Below are 20,802 nucleotides of genomic sequence, written 5' to 3' on the forward strand. Positions count from 1 at the left end.
CACGTCCCGGTCGATCAGAGGGAGAAGCCCGCCTTCACATAATATTGCCGGCCGCGGTCGTAGGCCTGCATGAAGAAGCCGAAGGAAGGCTGGTAATCGCCGAACGTCCGGAACTTCTTGTCGGCGATATTGTCGACCCCGGCCGTCAGCGAGAAGGTCTTGCTGTCGCTCTGCCAGCGGATGTTGCCGTTGAAGACGCTGTAGCCGGGCTGGTAGAGTTCGGGGTTGTTGATGCCGTTGGCGTTGGTGAAGAAGCCCGAGCGGTAGGACCAGTCGACATGGGGCGTGACCGACCCGTTGTCGCCCAAGCCGATCTCCTTCTCGCCCGACGCGCTGACCGTCCATTTCGAGACGTAGACGAACTTGGAGTCGAGGGTCAGGCCCTGGACGCCCGCGTTGAGCTGCTTGAACTTGGCGTCGGTCAGGCCGACCGCGGCATTGAGGCGCCAGCCGTCGCCGGGGGCGAAGTTGGTCTCCAGCTCGAAGCCCTGGATGCGCGCCTTGCCGGCGTTGGTGATGAAGGGACCGACGCGGGTCGCGTCCGCCACCAGCAGCTGCATGTCCTTGTAGTCGGTGTAGAAGGCCGCGCCGTTCAGACGAAGGCGATTGCCGAGCGCCATGACCTTGAAGCCGGCTTCGTAGGAGTCGACCGTCTCGGGCTTGAAGTTGGGCAGGTTGGGCTCGGGCGGGAAGATGCGCTGGGTGTAGCCGCCGCTCTTGAAGCCCTGCGAATAGGTCGCATAGAGCATGACGTCCGATGTCGCCTGGTAGGACAGGTTGGCCATCGGCGTCCACTTGTTGACGTCGGCCTTGACGGTCTGGAACGGGACGATGCGGGTGCCCGGCGGGATGACGAGGAACGGCGCCAGGGTCGAGATCACATATTGGTCGGGCAGATAGTCCTTGCGGTCCTGGGTGTAGCGCAGGCCGCCCGTCAGCGTCAGCTTGTCGGTGATCTTGTAGCCGAGCTGGGCAAAGGCCGCCCAGTTCTTGTAATCATAATAGCCGCCCGATTCCGCCGACACGACGAGGAAGTCGATCCGGTTGAGATCCTGGCCCTTTTCCTTGAAGAAATAGAGGCCGGTGACCCAGTTGAGCCGGTCGTCGAGCGCCTTGCCGGTGAACTGGAATTCCTGGCTGAACTGCTTCTGGGTGAAATCGTCGTAGACATGGTTGATCGGCAGGTTCGATCCGTCGCGGTCCTGCGCGAAGGTGCCGTTGATGCGGCGGATCGCGGTGATCGACTTGATCTGCATGTCGTCGGTCAGGTCATAGGAGGCGGTGAGCGACGCCGACCACAGCTCAAGGTCCGAAAAGGTCCGCGCGGTCGCGTTGTTCGTGTCCTTCGAATACAGCCGCTGGTTGTAGCACTGGGTGTTCGCCGCGCCGGCCGCGCTGAAGCAGTCGGGCAGAGCGCCGAAGCCGCTGGCGATGCCGTTCTGCAAGGCCACGAAGCTGCCGGTCGCGGTGGGGTCGATGCCGGAAATGGTGACCGGTGCGCCGTTGCTCTTGTCGCGGGTATAGTCGCCCGCGATCGTCGCCTCGAACTTGCTGTCGACCGGCGCGAAGCGCAGCGCGCCCCGGATCATCTTGGTGTCCTGGTTGCCCAGCTTCTTGCCGAGCGCGGGCGCGTTCACATAGCCGCTCTGGGAGAAGAGGCCGGCGCTGACCTTGGCGTAGAGGCCCTCGGCGATGGGGCCGCTGACCATGCCGCGCACGTTGATGCGGTCGTCGGTGCCATATTTGATGTCGCCCTTGAGCTTGAACTCGTCGCTCGGCTGGATCGTCGTCAGATTGATCGCGCCGCCGATCGTGTTGCGGCCGAACAGCGTGCCCTGCGGACCGCGCAGCACCTCGACCGAATTGACGTCGATCAGGTCGAACACGCCGCCGGCGGTGCGGCCGAGATAGACGCCGTCGATATAGATGCCGACCCCCGGCTCGACGGTCGGGGCGAAGTCGTTCTGGCCGATGCCGCGGATATAGACCGCCGCGTTCGACGCGATGCCGCTGTTCGACGGGATGTTGGCGAAGGTCAGGTTGGGGGTGAAATCCTGGATGCGGCTGACCTGGGTGATGCCCTGTGCCTCGAGCCGTTCGCCCGAGAAGGCGGTGATCGAGATCGGCGTGCTCTGGAGATTTTCGGTCTGGCGACGCGCCGTGACGGTGATCTCCTCGAGACCGGCGACCTCGCCCTCCGTCGCGGCCCCCTGCGCCAGCGCCTGCTGGCTCACGCCGCACAGCGCCCCGGCGACCAGCGCCGACGTCAGAATCCGGCGCTTCGTCCAACCTGTAGAAACCATGAGATACCCCTTTCGCATTATAGTGACCTGCGAATTTCGCGTCGGTCTCAGCCGATCTTGCGAGGGGAGCGTCTCAATTAACGGGGCGGTCGACTATCCAGTTTCGGCAGCCGTTGTGCGTCATGGGTACGAAACATCCGGCAAAAACTGGATGACCGGATAACTGTGCTCGTTCAGCAACGCCCGCGCGAAGGCGAGCAACGTCCCGTCGGCGTGGCGCGCGGCGGTGAACATCATACCGATCGGCATCCCCTGCCCGTCCTTGCCGAACGGCAGGCTGATCGAGGGCAGGCCCGCCATGCTGTCCGGCCGGGTATAGCGCGTGATCGTCGGGAAGGTCGGCGCGGACGCACCGTTGAGCAAAAGCTCGGCACCGGTGTCGATCGCGGGCGCGACCAGCGGCGCGGTCGGCAGCAGGATGAGGTCGATCCCGGCGAAGATCGCGGCATAGGCATTGCGCAGCGCGGGCCAGTTCTGGCCGATCGCCTGCGCATATTGCGCAGCGCTGACCGCGCCGTCCGCCGCCAGGCCCAGCAGATGCGCGACATCGGGGCTGGCGACAGCCGCGCGCAGATGTTCGAACGGCTTGCCGCTGAGATCCGGCGCGGTAGCCCGCAACGTCTCGTGCGTCTGGTAGAGCGCGATCGGAAAGCCGCAGGCGTCGTCGAGCGCGTTGACCTGCGCCAGATCGACGGTGACGATATGGTGGCCGCCCGCCCGGAGCAGGTCGATCATGCCGCGATAGGCATCGGCGACGGCAGGCTCAACCTCGCCGAGGTCCGCGTCGGAGGCGATGCCGATGGTGAAGGCGCGTTCCGCCGGCGAGCGGGGCTGCTCACCCGAGAGGATCGTATCGGCCCATTCGATCCAGCGCAGCTCGCGCGCCATCAGGCCGATCGTGTCGCGGCTCGGCGACAGCCCGATCAGCCCGTCCGAAGGATAGCGCCCCATCGACGGCCGGAAACCGATGAGGCCGCAGAAGGCGGCGGGGATCCGGGCCGATCCGCCGGTATCGGTGACCAGCGAAACGTCGCCCAGGCCAATGGCGAGCGCCGCCGCCGATCCGCCGCTCGACCCGCCGGACGCGCGGCCCGTATCGACCGGATTTGCGATCGCGCCGGTCCAGCCATTGGCGCCGGTGACCCCGAAGGCCAGTTCGTGGAGCGTCGTCTTGACCGGCAGGACCGCGCCCTTGTCACGCAACAGCCGGACCGCAGTCGCGTCGATCTCCGCCCGCACGTGCGCAAAGCCCGGAGACCCGGCCGTCCATTGCATGCCGGCGACGGCGATATTGTCCTTCACGAGCACCAGGGGCGCACTCCCATCCGGAAGCGCGCCCCAGGCCGCGACGGCGTCCATATCGACCTCGGCGATGGCGTTGAGCGCCCTCGCCCGGTCGATCAGACCTTCGAGTTTCGAGACGTCGGCTATGGCCCTTACCCCAGTGCGATGGTGACCGATTTGCTCTCGGTGTAGAGGTCCTGGACGACATGGCCAAGCTCGCGGCCATAACCCGACATCTTGTAGCCGCCGAACGGCACAGCCGGATCGAGCAGATTGTGGCAGTTCACCCAGACGGTTCCGGCCTTGAGCTTGCGGACCATGCGGTTCGCGATCGACAGGTTGTTGGTCCACACGCTGGCGCCGAGGCCATAGCTGCTGTCGTTCGCCATCGCGGTCGCGCTCTCCAGGTCGTCGAACGGTGTCGCGGCGAGCACCGGGCCGAAGATCTCCTCGCGGTAGATGGTCATGTCCGGCCGCACGTCGGCGAATACCGCCGGACGGAAGAAGAAGCCGTCGCCGTCGACCGCCTTACCGCCGGCGATCAGGCGGCCGCCCTGCTCCTGGCCGATGTCGAGGAAGCCCTGCACCCGCTCGCGCTGCCTGGCGGAGACAAGCGGACCCATCTGCACCGACGGATCGAAGCCCGATCCGAGCGTGAAGCCCTCGGCGACCTGGGCCAGGCCGTCCATGACCGCGTCGTAGATCGGACGCTCGACGAACAGCCGCGAGCCCGCGGTGCAGACCTGTCCATGGTTGAAGAACACAGCCTGCGCCGCACCCTGCACCGCCATGCCGACATCCGCATCCTTGAGGATCACGACCGGCGATTTGCCGCCAAGCTCGAGCGAGATGCGCTTCATCGTGTCCGCCGCGCGGCGCTGGATGATCTGGCCGACCTCGGTCGAGCCGGTGAAGGCGATCTTGTCGACGTCGCGGTGGTCGACGAGCGCGGCACCCGGCTCGGCATCGCCGGTGACGATGTTGACGACGCCATCGGGGAAGCCCGCCTCGCAGATCAGCTGTCCCAGACGCAACGCGGTCAGCGGCGTGTCTTCGGCCGGCTTCAGGACGACGGTGCAACCCGCAGCGATCGCCGGGGCGATCTTCCACACCGCCATGACCAGCGGGAAGTTCCATGGGATGATCTGCCCGACCACGCCGACCGGCTCGCGGAGCGTCTGCGAGGTGAACTGCATGTCGGGGATATAGGCGAAGGACGGGTTGATCGTGGTGCCTTCGATCTTCGTCGCCCATCCTGCCATGTAGCGCAGCGAGTCGATCGCGATGTTGAGATCCCCGTGCCGCGCCATCATCAGCAGCTTGCCGTTGTCGAGCGTTTCAAGCTCGGCGAACTCGTCGGCATGCCGTTCGAGCAGGTCGGCGAGTTTGAGCAGCAGCCGTTCGCGCTGGACGGGGCGGAACGCGGCCCAGCTGCCCTCGAACGCCCTGCGCGCGGCCTTGACCGCACGATCGACGTCGCCGGCGGTTCCGGCCGGGATGGTGGTGATGGGCAGGCCCGTGGCCGGATCGGTAACCGTGATCGTGCGGCCCGACTCGGATCCGACCCACTGGCCGTCGATCAGCATCTGTCCAGGAGCCGAAACAAAGGCGCGGGCCGCTGCGCCGAGCCTGCCCTTCTGATCGATGACGTCCGACATTTCCACTCCTCAAGCCTTTGCGAAAGATGCGGCAGGCTAGGCGCGAGCGATCGACGGCCGCTATCCGCAATGCGAACCGGCAAGCCGCATATCGCACAACAAGTCCGCGCCGGCGGCGCACCACTTGACATTTCAACTAACTTGGATTGTCCTTCGCTTCCCGGAAAGCCTGGGCGCCAGAGCCGGCTGCATCCGGCCACTGCCCGCAGCGGCGCGGGCCAGGAGGTGCGATATGCTGACCTTAGCGAGAAGCAACGGCCGTCGGCGGGCGACGCGCGATTTCCAGTCGAACGACCCCGGCGAAATCGTAGACTATGTCGGCAGGACGCTGGCGCCGCACCGGATGGACATGGGCGACCCGAAGCGCATGTCCGCCAAGCTCAGCTGCATCGAGGTGGCCCCGACCCAGATCGTCGACATCCAGTACGGCACCGACGTCTGGATCGACCCCGGCGAACTCGATGCTCATTTCCTGGTCCATGCGTCGATCGAGGGATCGAGCGAGGTGTGGGCCGGCGGCTCGGAAGGCGCGATCCGCCCCGACAACCTGCACATCAGTTCGCCCGGCGCGCCGATCCGAATCCATATGACCCCGGCCTGCCGCCACCTGACGGTGCGGATCGCGCACTCCGCCTTCGAGGATTACCTGACCCGGATCATGAACATCCCGGCCAACCGGCCGCTGGTCTTCTATCCGGGGCGCGAGAGCGGCCGCGAACTGCCGGTCGTCTGGCGCAACCTGCTCAACCATCTCATCGACCAGACCACCCAGGGTCCGATGCTGATGGCCAACAACCGCACCCAGCGCCAATATTCGATGCTGATGATCGAACTGCTCCTGAGCAACTACTGCAACAGCTACTCGGACCAGATCGCGCTCTATGGCAACGACATCTCGCCCTGGCACGTTCGCCGCGCCCGCGACATCATCCACGCCTCGTTCGACGACAGCATCTCGGTCACCGATCTCGCCACCCAGGTGGGGGTCAGCGTGCGCAGCCTCCAGAACGGCTTCCGCCAGTTCCTGGGCGTGACCCCGGTCGAATATGTCCGGCGCCATCGGTTGGAGAAGCTCCACCGGGCGCTGACGGACGCCAGCCCCGAGGCCAGCGTGACCGAACTGATGCTCGAATGCGGCATCGTCAATTTCGGCCGCTACGCCCAATATTACCGGTTGCAATATGGTTGCCGCCCCTCGGACACATTGCGCAGCCGGCGGCCCTGCTGAACGATATATTCCTCCCCATCGCAGATGGGGAGGATCTTGGATAAGCTAAAATATCCGGTCGGGATTCAGTATCCCCTTCGGATCCAGCGCTGCCCTGATCGTCCGCATCATCGCCATTTCCGCCGGGCTGCGGCTGTGGCCCAGCCAGGCGCGCTTGAGCGTGCCGATGCCATGTTCGGCCGACACCGATCCGCCGACCGCGCGCACCGCGTCATAGACGATCGCCTCCGCGATCGGCCGCTGCGCCTCGCTTGCCAGTTCGAGCGCCAGATGAAGGTTGCCGTCGGCGATATGCCCGAAGCAGATCGGCCGGCTTCCGGGCGCTTCGACGCGCAGCCGTCCGCGCAGGTCGGCGACGAGGCCCCCGATCGCACCGATCGGCGCGCTGACGTCGAACGGCTCGACGACGGCCATGGCGCCGACCAGTTCGCCGATCGCATCGCGGAAGCGCCAGAAGCGCTGATGGTCGCGATCCGACTGGGCGACCAGCGCGTCATGTACGGTGCCGTCGCCGAAGCTCTCCTCGAGCGCCGCGGTCAATGCGTCGGGGTCGGCGCTTTCGGTTTCGGCGAGGACGATCAGTTCATGGGTATCAGCGAAGGGATAGGCCTGCCCGGTGACCGCGCAGGCGGCGTCGAAGAAGTCGCTCCACATCAGTTCATAGGCCGAAAGCTGGCCCGGCATCGCCCGCTCCAACCGCGCCAGTAGCCGAACCGCCGCCGGATAATCGGCGACGGCGCAGAGCGCGGTCTGGCGGCCGATCGCGGGCGGGCGCAGCCGCAGTACCGCGCGGGTGACGATGCCCAGCGTTCCTTCCGACCCGATGAAGAATTGTTTGAGGTCGTAGCCGGTATTGTTCTTGAGCATGCTGCCGAGCGACGAGATGACCGTGCCGTCGGCGAGGATCGCCTCGAGCCCCAGCACCTGGTCGCGCATCATGCCATAGCGCAACACCTGGGTCCCGCCCGCATTGGTCGCGATCATGCCGCCGATCGTGCAGCTTCCGCGCGCGCCGATGTCGACTGCGAGCCGCCAGCCGGCCTCCGCCGCCGCGTTCTGGGCCACTTCGAGGATGCAACCCGCGCCAACCGTCATCAGCCCGGCGTCGCCGTCGATCGCCTCGACCGCCGCCATCCGTTCGAGCGACAGGATCAGTTCGCCGGCGCGGGGAAGGCCGCCGCGCGCCATGCCGGTGCGCCCACCCTGCACGACGACCGGCTGGCCGACGGCATGGCACCGCGCGAGCACCGCCGAGACCTGTCCGGCGTCGGCCGGGCGCACCATGCCGGCGGGGCGGCCTGCCTCGCCGCCGGTCTCGTCCTCCAGATAGCGCGGCTCGACCGCGTCAGGGCCGAAAACATGTTCGGCGCCGACGACCGCGGCGAGCCCGTCGATGATCATTGCTCCGCGCCGTCGGCGAACGTCGGCATCAGTCCGCGCTGGCGCAGCAGGGCGACGAAATCGGCCAGCCGTCCCGTGCGATAGGCACCGACGTCGACGCCATCATAATCGTAGAAGCCCGCGCCATCGCGGAGCCCGCGCCGCGCCTGCGCCATGTTCTCGCCGATGATCGCCGGTGCCGCGAAGCGCCCGGCGTCGATCTTCTCCGACAGGAAGGCGCTGGCATGATGGAGAATGTCGCCTCCACCCCAGTCGATGAATTCCAGCAGCCCCAGCACCGCGAAGCGCAGACCGAAGCCGACCCGGATCGCGGTGTCGATATCCTCGGCCGATGCGACCCCCTCCTCCGCCATGCGCGCTGCCTCGTTCATCGCCAGCGCCTGGATACGCGGAACGATATAGCCGGGCGATGCCTTGCAGGTGACGGGAACCTTGCCGATCGCCGTGAGGATGTCGCGCAGGCGCTTCACCACCTCGGGATCGGTATCGGCCGATGGAGAGACCTCGACCAGCGGCATCAGATAGGCGGGATTGAGCCAGTGCGCGTTGAGGAATCGCTGGGGCCTCTTCACGAGCGGCGACAGTGTATCGGCGTCGATCGTCGAGGTGGTCGAGGCGATGATCGCGGCGTCGCGGGCATGCTCGCCGACGAAGGCGAAGCATTCGCGCTTGGCGTCGACGGTCTCGGGCACGCCTTCGAACAGCAGGTCGCAGGCCGCGATCGCCGCCGGCGCCGCCGCGCGGCCGGCGAAGGTAACGCGGCCGAGCGCGGCCGCGACGGCCGCCTCGTCCATCGCCCCGACCGACGCCAGGAAAGCGAGATCCTGCGATATCTCGCGCATCGCATCGGCCGCGAGCCGGGCGACGCCGTCGACATCGCGCGGCTTCACGTCGATCAGGACGACCTCATGGCCGGCCAGGGCGAAGGCGACGGCAATGCCCCGTCCCATCCGCCCCGCTCCGAGCGCCCCGACCTTCAGGATCTCAGATGCCATCGCGGAGGAAATCCTTCATCGCCTGCCGGTCGAGGGCCGCCAGCCCCAAGCGTTCGAGGGTGCGACCGTCGCGGTAGAGGTCCTCCCCGGTGATCGCCGACGCCATGGCGAGCAGGCCTTCGGCAACGGGGGTCGGCGTCCCCAGCCACCGACCGATCGAGACCAGCATGCTGAGCCCGAGAGCGGTATCCTCGCGCATGTAGCGATGGGTCTTGAGGTCGATCTTCTCGCGCCAGTCGCCGCTGTCGGTCAGCTTCTCATGCGCGGCGTTGCCGTACATCCACTCGTCGCCGTCGAGCGTATAGTGATCGGCGAGTGGGAAATGCGGCGCGGCGTAACCCAGCGCCTCGCGCAGCGCGATACGTTCATCGTCGAGCGCGGTCGTCACCGCGCGGATCGACGGCTGGGTGCCCTCATTGTGGATATCCCAGGCCGGAAAATATTCGAGCGGTCCGGCATTCATCAGGATCAGCGGCGGATGGATGATCGGGCCGGCGTTCATCAGCCCGCCCGACAGCGCGTCCTCGATCCGCTCGATCGAGGGATAGGCTTGTTCGAGCAGGGCGAAGGCGTGCTCGGCGTTCCTGGTCGGGAACACGCCGGTCGGCAGCCGGGTCGCATAGGCGCTGACGACGATCTCGGCCGGCCCGTGCTTGCGGACCAGATAGGGCAAGGTGCCGGTTTCGGCGAAGCTGACGTCGGCGGCGTTGCCGGCGGCGCGTGTCGCCTGGGCGAACAGGATCGAGCCCAGCGTCCCCGGCGGCAGGAACACGACCTGCCCATCCTTCCAATGCGGCGCGCAGGCGACGGCCAGATCCTCATGGGTATCGGCAGGCAGCGGGATCACGATCAGCTCGGCCGCGCCGATCGCCTCTTCCAGCGACAGCGTGGGATGCGCGATCGCGACGTCGCGGTCGCCTTTCGAGTCCCGGACCCGGATGCTGCGCTTCTCCAGCACCGGCGCGAACGCCTCCGCGCCACGCCGCCAGAACCAGACCTCGTGCCCCCGCTCGCTCAATTCGACCGCCGCCGCATAGCAGCCATGCCCCCCGCCCAGTACCGCCACACGCATTCCGGAATTCTCCCAGACAAAAATCGTCATTGGCGAGCCTTTTGCGACACGGCCCTTGGCGCAACTATCCGCAATCTGCATGGACGACCCGCAATCTGCATCAATGTTTCGATATGAAGCCCGCGGCGGTCGTGCCGCTGCGCTCCACAGTGAAGCCGGCATCGGCTTCGGGTCCGAACAACGCGATAGACAATCGGCGCCAATAAATACCGGATATCAATAGCTTCTCACACCAGGGCCGGCATGCTGGGCAGCAGCGCGTTGGGCTGGAGCCCGGCAAAAGCCCGTGACAGACCAGCAGGAATTATCTCGGAGCGGCTTCGTTTCCGCCGTGGATGATCCCGGAACTACGGAGAATCTGTTGCATTTTCATAAGCATCCTTCATCCTCTCTTCGTATAGGGATCGTCTGCGGCCATGCTGGCGGAGGGATGACGATGGTACGGGCTACGCGGTTTTTCACACGGGTTCACCATTCGGACGGTCGATGTCCATGTCGGCGATGAATCATCGCCCGATCACCTATTTCCGATCGAAATCCGCCGCCCAGACGCGGGCCTTCGTCTCCGAACGACTTGCACCGCACAGGATGACCGTCAACGGCGACGCGATGAACGCGGACTTCCGCTTCGTGGAGATCGGCGACGCCTTGATCGCCGACATTCATTACGGCGCGGACGTCGACATCGAACCCCTTAATCTCAACGACTGCTATCTGATCCATGCCCTGATCAGCGGTTGTAGCACGCTCCGCCACGACGGCGAGATGGCCCAGGCCACCACCGGCACTCTGCATATCAGCTCCCCGGGCACGACCCCGCATATCCACCTGACATCGGCGTCCCGACATCTGACGGTTCGGTTGCCGGCCGCGATCGTCCGTCGCTATGTGCTGGAAGCGCATGGCATAGCGATCAGCCATCCCATCGAGTTCGATCCGATTTCCCCGGCGACCAGTTCGCTACCGGCCCTGTGGCGGGACTATCTCGGTCATATCGTGCGCCAGTTCGAACTTGCCCCCGACCTGATGCAGAACCTCAATACGCAACGCTGCTACACGACCCTGATGTGCGAACTCCTGTTCAGCCACCAGGTCCACAGCCTCGATTATTCACAGCGTAAAACCATGTCCTCGGCGACGCCGCGCCACGTGCACAAGGCGAAGGCGGTCATTCGGGAGCGTTTTCGCGACCCCCTGTCCACTGCACTGCTCGCATCGGAAGTCGGGGTCAGCGTTCGCAGCCTCCACAACGGCTTTCGCGATTTCCTCGACACCACCCCGGCCGCCTATATCCGTCAATTCCGCATCGAGAAGCTGCATCACAAGCTGATCAACGCGAAGGGCCGAATCAGCGTGACCGAGGCGATGACCGAAGCGGGCATCGTCAACTTCGGTAGATATGCCGGCTATTACACAGCCAAATATGGCTGCAATCCGTCGGAAACGTTGCGCCGGTCGACCTCGCCGCTTTGATCGGCACCTAGACGCCGGCTGCGTGATCGCGCCGCGATTGTACCTCCGAGAAATAATGCCGAGGCTGCTGCAAGACGGTCGGAAGACTGCGCCCTATCGCTTACTCGGTTCCTCCGGGAATTGCTTCCTGCCCAATTTCTGCAGAGCCGCACGATCTCGGCAACTTCTGACGAAACCGCATTCCCGTGAGATTGCCCCCCAACAAAAATTAGATGAATTGTGAACCGAAAATCCGGATCCGGTCAAAGACTCGTCGGTGGAGGGGACACAAACTTCTCATCGCGCCGTCCGTCGGCATCGGGCTGACGCTACTGGCCGTCGCGTTGTTCTTCGCGTCCTTCCCGATGCCGCCGTCGACCGCCGTCATGCAGATCATCGCACCACCCGCCATGCGGTCGCGGGTCGCAGCGATCTTCCTGTGCAGCAATTCGCTCATCGGCCTGACGCTGGGCTCGCTGCTCGTCGGCCTGCTCAACGATCACATGTTCGGCGGACCGGCCGCGGTGGGAAGCTCGCTTGGCCTCGTCACCGCCGGCGCCTCGATCGCGGCGGTCGCGCTTCTGGCGCTGGGACTCCGGCCTTATGCTGCGGCACTCGCGGAAAACGGGGCTCATGCTGCTGAGTGACAAGGATGCAGCAAAGCAATATCAGCCGCCCCGTCATAAGTTAGTTGCATTTTCACGTAATATATATAGCGTCGGCCGGGAGGAGATTTCGGCGAGGGAAAGATGCTGCGCGGCCGTCGACATCGTCGGCGCGACGCACCACATCCGCCCCCGTCCCACCAGCCAGGAGCATTCGGCATGGACGCGATGGAGCAAGTGAAGCCCGAACAGACCGATCGGACGGCCGCGCTGGAACAACTGCTGTCGGCGGTGCGCGCGCGCAGCGACGAGTTCACCGGCAATCAGCAGATCAGCACCGACGTCGTCGAGATGATGAAAGCGGCGGGCGTCTATCGCGCGATGGTCGCCAAGCGCTTCGGCGGCGACGAGAAGTCGCCGGCCGATTTCCTCCGCCTGATCGAGACGATCTCGAAGGCCGACGGGTCGGCCGGCTGGGTCGCCAGCTTCGGCTTCTCGGCGGTCTACCTCTCGGCGCTACCGGTCGAGACGCTGCAAGCGATGTACGCCAACGGACCGGACGTCGTCTTCGCGGGCGGCATTTTCCCGCCGCAGAAGGCGATACCGGTTCCCGGCGGCCTCGAGGTTTCGGGCCGCTGGAGCTGGGGCAGCGGCTGCACCGGTGCCGACGTGATCGGCGTCGGCATCAAGGTCGAGGGCGGCGGCCCCACCGGGGGCCTGCCGCTGATCGCGGTGATGCCGGCCGAAAAGGTGCGGATCGTTCCCAACTGGGACGTCATCGGCATGAAGGGCACCGGCAGCCACGACATGACGATCGACAAGGTCGTCGTGCCCGAGGCGTGGACGTTCGTGCGCGGCGGCAAGTCGAGCCTCGACACGCCGCTCTATCGCTATCCGTCGATGCCGCTGGCGGCGCAGGTGCTGGCGGTGGTCGGTCTCGGCATCGCGCGCACCGCGCTCGACCAGATGATCGGCCTGGCTGGCGGGCGGACCTCGATCACCGGCCAGCCGACCCTTGCGGACCGGCCCTATGTCCAGACCGACATCGCCAAGGCCGAGGCCGCGTTGCGGTCGGCACGCGCGTTCTTCTACGAGATCACCGAGGAAGCCTATGCGACCCTGGTCGCGGGCGACGACCTGTCCGTCGAGACGCGCGCGCTCCTGCGCCTGGCATCGACCAACGCCGCACGCGTCGCGGCCGACATCACGCTGGACATCTACCGCATAGGCGGAACGACCGGCGTCTTCGCCGATCACTGGATCGCGCGCCTGATGCAGGATGCGCAGATCATCCCGCAACATGCCTTCCTGGCGGACACGACCTGGCAGAATGCCGGCAAGGTGCTGCTGGGCCTCGAATCCCCCCCCGGATTTCCCTGAACCGGAAAGCCTGAACTGAAAGGATGAACCATGGCCGATACTGAGAAGCAGCGTCTTCGCGTCCTCTTCTGCGGCGCGGTGCTGCAGAATTTCTTCGATCTTCCCGCCGGCGACATCGGCAAGGTGTGGGCGGCGACGGGCGAGATGCTCAAGGGCATCCGCGACCTGCCCGGCGTCGAGATCCTCGGCACCATCGACGACGACCAGACGATGGTCGGCACCTCGCCCACCGGCTGGCCCTGGACCTTCTATATCCTCGCCGAGATTCCCGATCGCGAGACCGCCGTCGCGGCGTGCAACCTGTTCCGCACCATCGAGGTCGGCGAATATCGGCTGTGGAAATATATGCGCGTCGAAGCGCGCCTCGGCCGCGAGCTGGTGATCCCGGCATGACCGACGGCATCGGCGGCGACGTCGTCCTCGTCACCGGCGGCGCGGGCGGCCTGGGCGCGGCGATCTCCCGCGGCATGCGGCAGCGCGGCTTCCGGGTGGGCATCGGCGATCTCGATGCCGATGCCGCCACGGCGCTGGCGGCCGAGATCGATCCGACCGGCGCTACCGCCGTCGGCATCGCGCTGGACGTACGCGAGCAGGCCTCGTTCGAAGCCGCCCGCGACGCGCTGGTCGCACGCTGGGGCTCGGTCGAGGGACTGGTCAACAATGCCGCCGCCACCGCCGCCAAGCCGGTGCTCGACATCACTCCCGACGAATTCGACGCGGTGATGGCGATCAACGTGCGCGGTACCTTCGTCGGATCGCAGGTCTTCGGTCGCCTGTTCAAGGCGCAGGGCTATGGCCGCATCGTCAACCTCGCCTCGCTGGCGGGGCAGAATGGCGGCACCGCGACGGGCGCGCATTATGCGGCGTCCAAGGGCGCGATCATCACCCTGACCAAGGTCTTCGCGCGCGACCTGGCCGCCTATGGCGTCACCGCCAACGCCATCGCGCCGGGGCCCATCGACTCGCCGATGGTCCACCGCACCATCTCCGAGGAGAACATGCCGCGCTTCCTGGAGAATATCCCGGTCCGCCAGCTCGGCAGCCCGGACTTCGTCGCCGATATCGCCGCGCGCCTGTGCGCCCGCGACGCCGGTTTCGTGAGCGGTGCGACCTGGGACATCAATGGCGGCCTCTATATGCGTTGATGGCGTGACGGCGTGCGACACTCGGGCTAGGCGGATGCCGCCATTGCACGCCATCCAGACGGGGGAGAGAGAACGACATCATGATGGACAATGCCGAGCGCGACAGCTCGCCCGACGACGACGCGTCCGGATTCGACCCGCACAACTGGCCGTTCTTCTGGATGACCCAGGCGGTCGGCCGCTATCTCCAGCGGCTGGAAACGGCGCTGAAGCGGGTCGAGCTGGACGTGTCGCGCTGGCGCGTTCTGATGTGCCTGCAGCAGGACAGGGCGACCAGCGTCAGCGAAATCGCCGAACTCGCCATCGTAAAGCTGCCGACGATGACCAAGATCGTCCAGCGCATGCAGGCCGACGGCCTCGTCACCTGCGAGGCGCGGGCATCGGACGGGCGGGTGACCGAGGTATCGCTGACCAAGCGCGGACTGGAGGCCAAGCAGAATGCCTGGAGCATCGCCAACAAGCTTTATGTCCAGGCGTTCCGCGATATCGGGGGCGACGACAAGTTGCGGCTCAACCGGCTGATGGAGCAGATCTTCGGCAATCTCAGCGATTGGTAAGAAGCCGAAGCCGCATTCGGGTCTAGCACAGCCCCCTGCGGAAACAGCTGACATGATGCGCGCTCAGATCGAGATCGATATCGAAGCCATCGATCGTGAATTTGCGGACCAGGTCGGAGATCGCCCGCTTGCCGGCGGCCCAGTAATGGGTTTCGATGACGATCGTGTCGATCGAACGCAGGTCGGCCTGCAGCAGGAGATCGGCTTCGCCCCCCTCGATGTCGCACACGAGGAAATTGGCGCGATGCGCTTCGATCGCATCCTCGAGGCTGGCGGTCGGGATGTCGACGACGTCGACGATATCCGGATCGTCGATCGTGGCGCCGAGCCTGGACGCCCAGAAGTCCCGTGACACGGCGAACGGCATCGTCGGCGGAACGCCCGCCATCTTTGCCCGTGCCTGCAAAACGGCGTTGAAGGACCGGATTTCGCCCAAGCCGTTGACGCCGAAGTTCCGGCGAGCGTCCTCGAGGATATAAGGGTTTGCCTCGTAGGTGACGACATTCTCCGCCCCGACGATCGACGCCGCGGTCATCGAGAGGACGCCGACCGCCGTTCCGATCTCAAGCACGCGATCTTGGGGGCGTAGTGCCGTGTAGAGAATGCTCCGCTCCGGCGCCTCATATCCGCCGTCTTCGAGCGACCTGATGATGGGCGGGCTGTATCGCTCTTCGTCGGCGAACACCTTGAGCGCGCCGATGTTGAGCATTCTCCCCGTGCGGCCGGCGACCGCGGCATCGCGCTCGGCGGAGTGGCTGGCGGCGAACGCGGCGAACGCTTCGCTGTCGCTCCGATCGGGACGATGCCCGAATATCTGGACGGCCCGCAGGTGCAGGTGACCGAAGCCGTCCATCCGGACGCGGACGTAGCGAGACAGGTTTGGGCGATCGATCGCGATCGTCGCGCCGTCGTCGCCCGCCCCCAGGATCGAAGTCCCGTCATGCCTGTAGATCGTCATCCAGTTAGACTGGTCGACCGAGGCCAGGATGCTGAAACGGGCGAGCCGCTCGGCACAGGTCCGCCGGTTGAACAGGCGAACCGTATCGATCCGATAGGCATCGCCCAGATCGACCTGCCACCACGGGAACAGCTCTTCGGCGGTGTGATTGGCATATTCCCGATCGGGCCGGTCGATAATGCCTTCGACGACGAACGCGGCGTCCGCCCGGGTCGAGCCCGCAGCGGACCACTGACAGGCCGAACTCTGCTCGGCGGGACGGCCGAGGGCCAGATCGTCAGCGCCGTGATGATGGACCAAGAGCTTCACCTATCCTTCGATCGTCGATTGCCGGCTTACTAGCGCGGCCGAAGACCCCGGCCAAGCAGCGGACGCCGCGATCTTCCGGACATTCGCGAAATAGGCGTCGGCGCGCGCGGCCGTCAACGTACGGCGGCGGGCCTCGCCTTCACGACCTTGCACGAAATCACGCCCGACTCGCCGAAATCGGCCTCGCAGCGCTGGCCGATCCCGACGACGTGAACCCCGGTGATGGCACCGGTCGAGATCAGGTCGCCCTTGCGGATCGGAAATCCCATCCGCGCGGCGCGGCCGAGCACGAAGGCGAGCGCGGCAAGCGGCGTACCGGGGATCGCGCTGGCCGCGGCTTGCCCTGCCACGGTCCCGTCGATCGTGGTGGTGCAACGGATGTCGTCGAACGACCGCGATCGCCAGTCGGCCACCTCGGGCCCCAGGATCAGCCCGTTATTGCCGCCGAAGCTGGCGATGGTGGTCAGCGGGCCGAGATCGTTTGCTGCCGCAAAGGGGCCACCCGCGACCTCGACCGCAATGTGCATCGCCCCTGCCAGGGACGCTGCTTCCTCGACGGTCCACCGGCTCTTGTCGGCCGGCGCATCGGCGGCGGCCACGATGACCAACTCCGCCTCGAAAGCGGAGAAGCCGTTGGCGATGGCGGGGAAATCATTGTCCCCGCCGGCCTGCTGGATGCTGGTCGCGAAGATGGGGCCCGCGAAACGGTCTTCACCCAATGTTTCGACGAGCGGCGGCGCGATCCGCCCGACCTTCCAGCCGGCGATCCGATCGGGCCACAGGCCGATCTCCGCCTGCAGGACCGCATAGGCCTGATCGAGATCGACCGGCAGCGCGCCCGGATAATCGGGGAAACCGACCGCCGCGCTACGCGCCTCGACGAACGTCGCCGCCTGTTCTTCGACGCTCATGAACATCACCTTATACCTGCCTACAGAAGATAGCCGATACCATGCTGGTAATCGTCGCAATTGACCAGCGTGACGATCTTGCGGTCGAGCCGCAGGCCGTCGCCGGTCGCCACGATGCGGTAGTCGACGTCGGCCGCCAGGGTGCGCATCCGCTCATATTTATATTCGACCAGGATCATCGCGGCGCGCAGCGTGATCGCACCGTCCTCGACCGCGACCGGCACGAAGCGCGAGACGGTGCGCACGGTGCGCGCCGGGGGCGCCGACGACATCGAAAAGCCCGACAGCAGGCGCTTGACGCGCGCCTGGCGCATCTCGGCATCGTCGTTCACGATGTTGAGGCGGTCGTCATAGTCGGCGATGTCGCGTTCGGTCGGTATCACATAGCGGCCGCCCTCGGTCCACAGCGGCAGCCAGGCCCTGTAGTCGAGCCGATCGAGCATGTCGGCCTCGGCCCAGATGAACTGGATCGCGTCCTGCAGCGACGGCGCGGCGGATGCGGGCGTTTCGGTTCGGGTTTCGGCGAGCGTGCTCACGCGGTCATCATCCTCTTCCACATCTGATAGGCGGCACGCATGCCGGTCTCGGCGCTGACGTCGCCGGCATTATGCCCCGGCGCAGCGACGCCCGCGGGGGCGTCGACGCCGCGATTGACCATGATCCACAAATCCTCGCCGGCATTGGCGCCGCGCTGGACGCGTTCCCAGCCTTCGGCGTCGTCCGGTGTGCCGAAGCCCATCGGCCCCTGGAAATGCTCGTGCAGGCGAAGGCGCATGCGGTTGGCCGGGACCGGACCGCCGTCCATGCCGATCGCGACATGGGTGATCTCGGTCTCGTCCACCGAAACCGGGCGCAGCACGCGGAAGAAAGCCATCGAGCAGGCGATGTTCGGGAACATGTTCAGGTTGAAACCCGAACCGCCGACGGCACGCACGACGCGGCGCACCTGATCGTCGGGCATGCCTTCGGCAGCCAGTTCGGCCGCCAATTCCTCGAAGCGTTGCGGGATCGGCGCGTCGAGATTGTCCTCGAGGTCGATCAGATCGGGGATCATCACCATGACGCTGTGGCCATTGCCCAGGTCCTCGACCCAGCCGCCCTGCCCCAGCACGTCGAACACATTCTCCGCCTCGGCGTCGAGCGAGTCGAGGAAGGTCTTGTGGACGATCGGGAAATGATAGGCGTCGGTGGTGTTCTCGAGCTGGATCTTCCAGTTGCCCGGGAAGCGGAAGCGATGCTCGCCCAGCGTCTTCACGCCGTAGCCGCCGCCCTGCTTCATGAACAGGTCGATCCATTTCTTCGCCGGGCCGAGGAAATCGACCAGCGGCTCGATATCGTCGCGATAGGTCGCGAAGATCATGCCGTTATATTCCTCGGTGCGCAGCGACACGAGGCCGAGCTCGTCGGTGTCGAGCCCCTCGCCATAGCCGGCGATATGCGGCACCTTGCGCAGCTTGCCGTCCACGTCATAGCTCCAGCCATGATAAGGGCAGACGAAGACGCTGGCCTTGCCCTTGCGCTTCTCGCACACCGTGGCGGCGCGGTGACGACAGCGGTTGAGCAAGGTGTGGATCTGGCCCTGCTTGTCGCGGGTCACGATAACCCGCTCGCGCCCGACATAGGACGTCTTGAAGGTATTGCCGGTCGGCACGTCGCTGGCATGCGCGACCCAGACCCAGGTGTTCTTGAAGATCCGGTCCATCTCCTCCTCGAAGATGGCCGCATCGGTGTACATCGGCGTCAGGACGCGATCGTCCCGCACCAGCGTGGCAAAATCTGTGCTGCTGCTCATGAGGGCTCCTTTGACGAGCTGTCGGGTACGGAGATAGGGGCGGCATCGGACCAGTGGTCGACGTCGCGGGCGAAGAGATTCTCGGTGACGAAATGGGCTATGCGCCAGACTCCGTCTTCGACCGCGCACCGGATCGTCAGCGCGGCGGAGCGCAGGTCGGAACGGCCGTCACGATAGGTCGAGGTCTGCAGCATCGACCATCGGCCGGTCGCGGTATCGGCCCCGTCGAGGGTGATCGTCTCGGTCGAGAGGAAATGCGCGTTCATCGCGAAATGGGCGACCGGCGCCGCATAGCTGCCGAGCATCGCGGTGATCGCGGCGCGGCCCTCGTGCCGGCCGAACGCCTCGCGGTAGCGCCCCCGCCCTTCCCACAGCGCGTCGCGGGTGAAGCACAGGCCGACATCCTCCATCGAGGTTTCGGGCCCCAGCGTATCGCACAGCCGGAAATAGCGCATCACGACGGCGCGCACTTCGCGCTCGGCGCGCAGGCCGGCGAGTTCGGCGCGGAGGATGGCGATCTCGCTTTCGAGGGTCACGCCGCGATCCCCTCGCAAAGGCGTGCGGCGACCGCGCACAGCGTCTCGTCGTCGTTGCGCCGGCCGACGAGCTGAGTAGCGATCGGCCGGCCCGCGACGGGAATGGTGAGAGCCGGATGGCCGGTGACGTTGAACGGCCGGATCAGCGCGGTCAGGCGCAGCATCCGCGCGGCATCGCCGAGATCGTCGAGCGCCGGCGGCAGCGCCGGCAGGGTCGGAAGGGCGAGCGCGTCCACCCCGGTCAGCGCCTGGTCGACTGCCGCCGTGAAGCGCGTGCGGATCTTCTCCGCCTCGGCGAGCTGCGTGGCCGAGACCTTGCTGGCGCCGTGCAGCCGGGCGCGGACGTCGGCGCCGAGCCGCGGATCCTCGACGAGGTCGCCGAAGGTCGACCAGGCCTCCCCCGCCATGATGGTGATACCCGCCTCGAACGCCTGGTCGAGGCCGGGCAGGTCGACCGGTACGACTTCCGCCCCGCTGCGCCGGATCTCGGCGAGCACGGTGGCCGCGATCTCCGGATCGGCCGAGCTTTCGACCCAGCCGATCCTGACCGACGCCGGCCGGCCGGCCGGAACGAAGGTCGGGTCGATCAGCGCCATCGCCGTCTCGAGCCCCGCGACGTTACGTGCGAAGGGCCCCACGCAGTCGAGGCTCGAATCGGCAGGAACGCATCCCTCGCGGCTGACCCGGCCAAAGCTGGGCTTCAGGCCGAACACGCCGCAGCAGGTGGCGGGCATGCGGATCGAACCGCCGGTATCGGTGCCGATCGCGATGTCGGCGAGCCCCGCCGCAACCGCAGCCGCCGAGCCGCTCGACGATCCGCCGGGGATCAGGTCGGGATAGGCCGGATTGATCGGGGTGCCGAGCCAGCGGTTCACGCCGGTCACGCCATAGGCGAACTCGTGCATATTGGTCTTGCCGACGATGCGCGCACCGCCGGCGAGAAGCGCCGCGACCACCGCCGCGTGCGCGGCCGCCGGCGGCGCGTCGGCCAGGGCCTCGCTGCCGACGCTGGTGCGCTTGCCGGCGATGTCGATGCAATCCTTGACCGCAACCGTCGGACCGGTGCCGCCAAGCTCGAATCGTTCGACGAAGATGTTGTCCGACGCCACGCGAGATCCCTCAGATTGAATATTCAACCTGTTCATATCATGAAGAGTTGAATATTCAACTAGATTGTCGCCGCCGTTCCATCCGGATACAGAAGGTCGGCGCATGG

Annotated in this window: 19 protein-coding genes; 7 read left to right on the forward strand and 12 right to left on the reverse strand. The window is 66.1% G+C overall.

Going from position 1 to position 20,802, the window contains the following annotated elements; genetic code table 11:
* Positions 1–14: 14 nt before the first annotated feature.
* The 3 genes from ASE22_RS01945 to ASE22_RS01955 all read right to left on the reverse strand — a co-directional run bounded on the left by ASE22_RS01945 (position 15) and on the right by ASE22_RS01955 (position 5,245).
* Positions 15–2,303, reverse strand: coding sequence for a TonB-dependent receptor (locus ASE22_RS01945; RefSeq protein ID WP_056354208.1), 2,289 nt, complete (start codon positions 2,301–2,303; stop codon positions 15–17).
* 120 nt (positions 2,304–2,423) lie between these two features.
* A complete protein-coding gene (locus ASE22_RS01950; protein ID WP_235536132.1) occupies positions 2,424–3,662 on the reverse strand; it encodes an amidase family protein in 1,239 nt (412 codons plus the stop codon).
* A gap of 77 nt (positions 3,663–3,739) precedes the next feature.
* Positions 3,740–5,245 carry an aldehyde dehydrogenase family protein gene (locus tag ASE22_RS01955; RefSeq protein WP_082545780.1) on the reverse strand — a complete coding sequence of 502 codons (1,506 nt, stop codon included), beginning with the start codon at positions 5,243–5,245 and terminating at the stop codon, positions 3,740–3,742.
* Positions 5,246–5,477: 232 nt separating this feature from the next.
* Between ASE22_RS01955 and ASE22_RS01960 the strand changes: the two genes are divergently transcribed.
* Entirely contained in the window at positions 5,478–6,473 is a 996-nt protein-coding gene (locus tag ASE22_RS01960) for an AraC family transcriptional regulator (RefSeq protein ID WP_056354211.1), read from the forward strand.
* Between the two features lie 45 nt (positions 6,474–6,518).
* On the opposite strand, the gene ASE22_RS01965 is transcribed toward ASE22_RS01960, so the two are convergent.
* Genes ASE22_RS01965 through ASE22_RS01975 form a run of 3 tightly spaced genes read right to left on the reverse strand, consistent with a single transcriptional unit; the run spans position 6,519 to position 9,941 of the window.
* The gene (locus ASE22_RS01965; protein WP_056354214.1) at positions 6,519–7,874 is read right to left on the reverse strand and encodes an FAD-binding oxidoreductase; all 1,356 of its coding nucleotides are present in this window, start codon (positions 7,872–7,874) and stop codon (positions 6,519–6,521) included.
* Complete coding sequence (locus ASE22_RS01970) at positions 7,871–8,869, reverse strand: 3-hydroxybutyryl-CoA dehydrogenase (RefSeq protein ID WP_056354215.1); 999 nt, start codon at positions 8,867–8,869, stop codon at positions 7,871–7,873. Before ASE22_RS01970 ends, ASE22_RS01965 begins: the two co-directional genes overlap by 4 nt.
* Positions 8,859–9,941, reverse strand: coding sequence for an NAD/NADP-dependent octopine/nopaline dehydrogenase family protein (locus ASE22_RS01975; RefSeq protein ID WP_056354218.1), 1,083 nt, complete (start codon positions 9,939–9,941; stop codon positions 8,859–8,861). Before ASE22_RS01975 ends, ASE22_RS01970 begins: the two co-directional genes overlap by 11 nt.
* A 501-nt stretch (positions 9,942–10,442) precedes the next feature.
* Between ASE22_RS01975 and ASE22_RS01980 the strand changes: the two genes are divergently transcribed.
* From ASE22_RS01980 to ASE22_RS02005, 6 genes are all read left to right on the forward strand, one after another.
* Positions 10,443–11,414, forward strand: coding sequence for an AraC family transcriptional regulator (locus ASE22_RS01980; RefSeq protein WP_235537507.1), 972 nt, complete (start codon positions 10,443–10,445; stop codon positions 11,412–11,414).
* Positions 11,415–11,779: 365 nt separating this feature from the next.
* Positions 11,780–12,040: a hypothetical protein gene (locus tag ASE22_RS01985; protein WP_200933262.1), complete on the forward strand. Its 261-nt coding sequence runs from the start codon at positions 11,780–11,782 to the stop codon at positions 12,038–12,040.
* Positions 12,041–12,217: 177 nt separating this feature from the next.
* On the forward strand, positions 12,218–13,378 hold the full coding sequence (locus ASE22_RS01990) for an acyl-CoA dehydrogenase family protein (protein ID WP_056354226.1): 1,161 nt from the start codon (positions 12,218–12,220) through the stop codon (positions 13,376–13,378).
* A gap of 30 nt (positions 13,379–13,408) precedes the next feature.
* Positions 13,409–13,771, forward strand: coding sequence for a hypothetical protein (locus tag ASE22_RS01995; protein ID WP_056354229.1), 363 nt, complete (start codon positions 13,409–13,411; stop codon positions 13,769–13,771).
* Positions 13,768–14,523: an SDR family NAD(P)-dependent oxidoreductase gene (locus tag ASE22_RS02000; protein WP_056354232.1), complete on the forward strand. Its 756-nt coding sequence runs from the start codon at positions 13,768–13,770 to the stop codon at positions 14,521–14,523. The genes ASE22_RS01995 and ASE22_RS02000 overlap by 4 nt, the downstream gene beginning before the upstream one ends.
* Positions 14,524–14,603: 80 nt before the next feature.
* On the forward strand, positions 14,604–15,080 hold the full coding sequence (locus ASE22_RS02005; RefSeq protein WP_056354235.1) for a MarR family winged helix-turn-helix transcriptional regulator: 477 nt from the start codon (positions 14,604–14,606) through the stop codon (positions 15,078–15,080).
* A 22-nt stretch (positions 15,081–15,102) separates the two neighbouring features.
* Here the strand turns inward: ASE22_RS02005 and ASE22_RS02010 are convergent, their stop codons facing one another.
* From ASE22_RS02010 to ASE22_RS02035, 6 genes are all read right to left on the reverse strand, one after another.
* Entirely contained in the window at positions 15,103–16,347 is a 1,245-nt protein-coding gene (locus ASE22_RS02010; RefSeq protein ID WP_156397466.1) for an FkbM family methyltransferase, read from the reverse strand.
* A gap of 113 nt (positions 16,348–16,460) precedes the next feature.
* Positions 16,461–17,258, reverse strand: coding sequence for a 2-keto-4-pentenoate hydratase (locus ASE22_RS02015; RefSeq protein ID WP_056601320.1), 798 nt, complete (start codon positions 17,256–17,258; stop codon positions 16,461–16,463).
* Between the two features lie 20 nt (positions 17,259–17,278).
* On the reverse strand, positions 17,279–17,794 hold the full coding sequence (locus ASE22_RS02020) for an aromatic-ring-hydroxylating dioxygenase subunit beta (RefSeq protein ID WP_056354241.1): 516 nt from the start codon (positions 17,792–17,794) through the stop codon (positions 17,279–17,281).
* On the reverse strand, positions 17,791–19,050 hold the full coding sequence (locus ASE22_RS02025; RefSeq protein ID WP_056354244.1) for an aromatic ring-hydroxylating oxygenase subunit alpha: 1,260 nt from the start codon (positions 19,048–19,050) through the stop codon (positions 17,791–17,793). The genes ASE22_RS02020 and ASE22_RS02025 overlap by 4 nt, the downstream gene beginning before the upstream one ends.
* Entirely contained in the window at positions 19,047–19,586 is a 540-nt protein-coding gene (locus tag ASE22_RS02030) for a nuclear transport factor 2 family protein (protein WP_056354246.1), read from the reverse strand. Before ASE22_RS02030 ends, ASE22_RS02025 begins: the two co-directional genes overlap by 4 nt.
* Complete coding sequence (locus ASE22_RS02035) at positions 19,583–20,695, reverse strand: amidase (RefSeq protein ID WP_235536099.1); 1,113 nt, start codon at positions 20,693–20,695, stop codon at positions 19,583–19,585. Before ASE22_RS02035 ends, ASE22_RS02030 begins: the two co-directional genes overlap by 4 nt.
* Positions 20,696–20,802: the final 107 nt, after the last annotated feature.

The sequence above is a fragment of the Sphingomonas sp. Root720 genome (genome assembly GCF_001428605.1).
In the GTDB taxonomy this organism is placed as follows: domain Bacteria; phylum Pseudomonadota; class Alphaproteobacteria; order Sphingomonadales; family Sphingomonadaceae; genus Rhizorhabdus.